Annotated in this window: 4 protein-coding genes; 1 reads left to right on the top strand and 3 read right to left on the bottom strand. The window is 70.1% G+C overall.

Annotated elements, in window-relative coordinates; genetic code table 11:
• Positions 1-86: 86 nt before the first annotated feature.
• Positions 87-1,259, bottom strand: a complete 1,173-nt coding sequence (locus N869_RS13600) for a NucA/NucB deoxyribonuclease domain-containing protein (RefSeq protein ID WP_198026084.1) — start codon at positions 1,257-1,259, stop codon at positions 87-89.
• A gap of 314 nt (positions 1,260-1,573) precedes the next feature.
• Here N869_RS13600 and N869_RS13595 point away from each other — a divergent pair, with 314 nt between their 5' ends.
• Entirely contained in the window at positions 1,574-1,918 is a 345-nt protein-coding gene (locus N869_RS13595; protein WP_035062462.1) for a cupin domain-containing protein, read from the top strand.
• A 24-nt stretch (positions 1,919-1,942) separates the two neighbouring features.
• Here the strand turns inward: N869_RS13595 and N869_RS13590 are convergent, their stop codons facing one another.
• Positions 1,943-3,133, bottom strand: a complete 1,191-nt coding sequence (locus tag N869_RS13590; RefSeq protein WP_052105573.1) for a Fic family protein — start codon at positions 3,131-3,133, stop codon at positions 1,943-1,945.
• Between the two features lie 102 nt (positions 3,134-3,235).
• Positions 3,236-3,683: flotillin domain-containing protein (locus tag N869_RS13585; protein ID WP_035062461.1), on the bottom strand; the 448-nt coding region annotated here is incomplete at its 5' end.

Below are 3,683 nucleotides of genomic sequence, written 5' to 3'. Positions count from 1 at the left end.
GTCGGTCGACGACGGCGGCGCCCAGGGCGCGGAGGCGCGCCTCCCAGGAGTGGAGCGCCGCGACCGTCTCGTCGAGGTCGGTCATCTCACCTCCCGTTGCAGACCGCCAGCGTTGGCGCCTGGCTTTCACGAGGAATCCCGGGAACCTCCGGAAGCGGAACGACAAGGAACGTATCCCCATCTGAGATTCCACAAGTAGCGTAGAACATTGCCAGTTTGGATCCCTGGGCTGCGTTGTCGGCCCGTGAGATGAGTTTCAGTGATACAGGTGGCGACGCGCTTGCGCCGCCTTGCCGAGTGGACGCGAACGGGAATTCGTCGCAGTGGATTTCCCTGCTGTTTCCATCGCATTCGGGTGCGTCGCGCAGCCAGTCGCGCGAATTCGCCGGCTCCTTACGGTTCAGCTGGCTCCACTGGGGATGCCTGCTGATGGCCTCCGCGTCGTGCTGGGTGGCCTCAGGGGTGTCGGAGCGGCCGCCGTAGAAGGTGGGCGCGTCGTCGCAGCGCTTGTGGGCGTCGAGCCCGGCGTAGGTGAGCTGGGTGAGGCACCGTTCGACGGCGGTGCGGGCGTGCTCGGGGGAGACCTGGTTGACCCGGGCGAAGCGTTCGGCCTTGGGGACGACCTTCCAGATGTCGTCCGGGAGCGACGGGGGTGTGGGGCGGGGAGTGGGTGGGCCGTCGGGGTCGCCGACCCACGGCGGGGTGGTGGGCTGGGCGCCCGTGCCGACGAACTCGAGCGCTACCAGCTGGACGGCTACGGCGCCCCCGGCGCGCATCAGTGCCGCGAGCACCGTGCGCATGGTGGCGTTAGGTGCGGCCGCGGCCGCTTCGCACGCCAGGACGTGGTCGGGGACCGTCGACCGGGCCAGGTGGGTCCCCTGGGCTGCGAGCGACGCCTCGCAGACGGCGCGGGTGCTGACACCTGCGGCGACCAGAGCGCGTGCCAGGGCGTCGATGTCTATCGCGTCGGCTACGTCGATGATGGTCACGCCGGCCGTCGGTGGGTTCGCGGGCGGTTGTGGGGACGAGAGCTGCACCGACCCGCGGGAGACGCCGTTGACGGGAGTTGCCGATGTGTACGTGAACTCGCGCGCCCCGGCCCGGACGTCCTGGGCGGTCGCACGCCAGGCGCGTCCGTCGTTCTCGATCGTGATCTCCACGTACTTGTTCGCCGTGGGACGCCACCCCCAGCCCGCGAGGGCGCGCTCCGTCACCCCGGTGAACCGGTTGCCCCCGTCGAAGGCGGCATACCACTCCATGGCGGTGACGAGATTCCGCAGACTCGTCTGGGTGGCAGGGTCGTGCAACGGTGACGCCCCTGCCGGGGTCCCGACCAGGCCCAGGGTGAGGAGAGCGGTGATGGTTGCTGCGATCACTCGTGATCGGCGCATGTGAGCCCCCGTGCGTGCTGTGGGGCGTCGCTCTGACCGGGCCCGGGTGCCCCCGACCGTGCCTGGCACGCCAAGAGTGCACGGTCACGGGCAGTGCCGGAAGATCATGACAGTACGGTTCACCCGAACGGCCCACCGTTCCGGGGCCTGTCCACCTGAAACGTCTGACACGGGAGGTCCGCATGACCGAGACGACGTCGTCCCCCGATCCGCTGATGGTCGACCTGGACGCCCTGGAGGGTCTGGTCGAGATCCAGACGGAGGCCACGGTGTCCCGCACCGTCCTGCGCGCTGAGGGCGTGAAGGTGGTGCTGTTCGCGTTCGACGCGGGGCAGGAGCTCACCGAGCACACCGCTGCGATGCCGGTGCTGCTCCAGGTGCTGCGCGGGCGTCTCGAGGTGACGGCGGACGGGCGGGCGGTGGACCTGCGTCCCGGTGGTCTCATCCACCTCACCACTCGCGCCCCGCACGCCGTCCACGCCGTCGAGCCGTCGATCCTCGCCCTGACGATGCTCGGTGCCCGCTGAGCGAGGGCGGTCGCTCGGGGTGGGTCAGCCGAAGCGAAGACGGTCGACCATCACGTCGGCCTCGTCGAGGACGTCCCCCGCAGCCCACGCCATGTCACGTCTGGACGAGGTGATGGGGCGCAGGACGCCGGCTTCTTGCAGCCTCTCGATCGCCGTGTACGCGCGGGCCTGTGAGGCGCCGGTCAGCCGCATGACGTCCGTGGCGTCGACGATCGGGTGTCGTGGCAGCAGCGGGAGCAGAGCTGCGGCGGCAGAACCCGCCCGTGCGCGGACTCGTTCCCGCCACTGCTCGGGCATGGCGATCAGGCGTTCCGCCGAGACGGAGGCCTCGGCCGCGGACCGAGATGCCGCATCAGCGAGGAACAGCACGAGCGGTTCCACCTGCCCCGTGCGGTAGTCGTTCACCAGTTGGAAGTACCGGTCACGGTCGGCGACGATCGCTGAGGCGATCGGCACAGCCATCTCCTGGGTCATGCCCCGGTACCGCCACAGGGCGTTGATCATCGACCGTCCGACGCGGCCGTTGCCGTCCGTGAAGGGGTGGATGGACTCGAACTGGGCGTGCATGACGGCGGCTTGCACCACAGGATCCATGTCGGTGCGGCGCATGAACTGCAGGAGGTCTTCCATGAGGTCGGGGACGCGCTCAGCTGCTGGGGGTATGTGTACCGCTCCCCGCGGTGAGCGGTTGGAGCCGCCGATCCAGTTCTGGACCCGCCGAAGCTTGCCGGCGTCCCGCTTCTCCTCTGCGTCGTTGGCCATGAGGGGTTCGTGGGCGGCGAGGATGTCAACCAGCTCCACGCCGTGGGCGGCCCGGTCGACCATGAGGGTGAGTCCGTCGATGGCGCCCTTGACCGTTCGCGCGGTCTTGGGGGCGCGGATCCCGTACTGGGCGCGTGCCAGCTGGTCGACGGTGGTGAGCTCCTCCTCGATGCGGGAGGACGCGATGGCCTCGGTGCGCAGGAGGAACGGCTCCAAGGTCGAGACCTGTCCCGCGTAGGTGCGCTCGAGCGTGCCGACGGCCACCGCCGCCTGCCTGGTCGCTTCGCTGGCGGCCGTCGAGACGGCCAGGTCCAGGTCCGCGATCCGTGGGGGGATCGATGCCTCGTACGAGGTGATCTCGCCGCGCCGGCCGCTGGCGGGCCGCCAGGGAAGGGTCTCGTGCCCGTGGGGAGGCACGGACGCGGGAGGTCCGAGCGGCTGGTCAGGCGGCACCGGGTGACCTCCGTAACCGAGAACAACGACCTCGCTATTCTCACTTATGGATCTAAGCGAGAACAAGGGGTGCGTTGTTCTCGGTTACGGGGTCCCGGTGTGTCAGCTCCCGGTGGTGTCGCGGCCGCGGATCAGCTCGAGCAGGTCGATGCCGGTCTGGGCCTTGAGCAGGGACGCGAGCTCCTGCACACCGGTGGAGACCTGGCCGGTGACCCGTGAGGCGCCGTCCTTGTCGATGACGGTCACGTTGTCGATGTTGCCCAGGGCGTCGGCGTAGGGCTGGGCCAGCTTGGGCAGGGCCTCCAGGACGAGCTGCAGGCGCGCCGACTCGGGGAACGTCTCGTACGCGTCGGCCTCGGCCTTGATCGCTGCACCTCGTGCCTCACCCTTGGCGCGCTCGGCTGCTGCCTCGGCCTCACCGCGTGCCTGGACGCCCTCGGCTTCGGCACGGGCGAGCGCGAGCGCACCCTCGGCGCGACGCTGCTGCTCCACGAGCTCCGCCTCGGCGCGGGCCCGGGCTGCGGACGCCTCGGCCTCGGCCTGGGCGGTG

It is taken from the genome of Cellulomonas bogoriensis 69B4 = DSM 16987 (genome assembly GCF_000767165.1).
Taxonomy (GTDB): domain Bacteria; phylum Actinomycetota; class Actinomycetes; order Actinomycetales; family Cellulomonadaceae; genus Actinotalea; species Actinotalea bogoriensis.
Note: the sequence above shows the minus strand (reverse complement) of the source record. Positions and strands in the feature narration are given on the sequence as shown.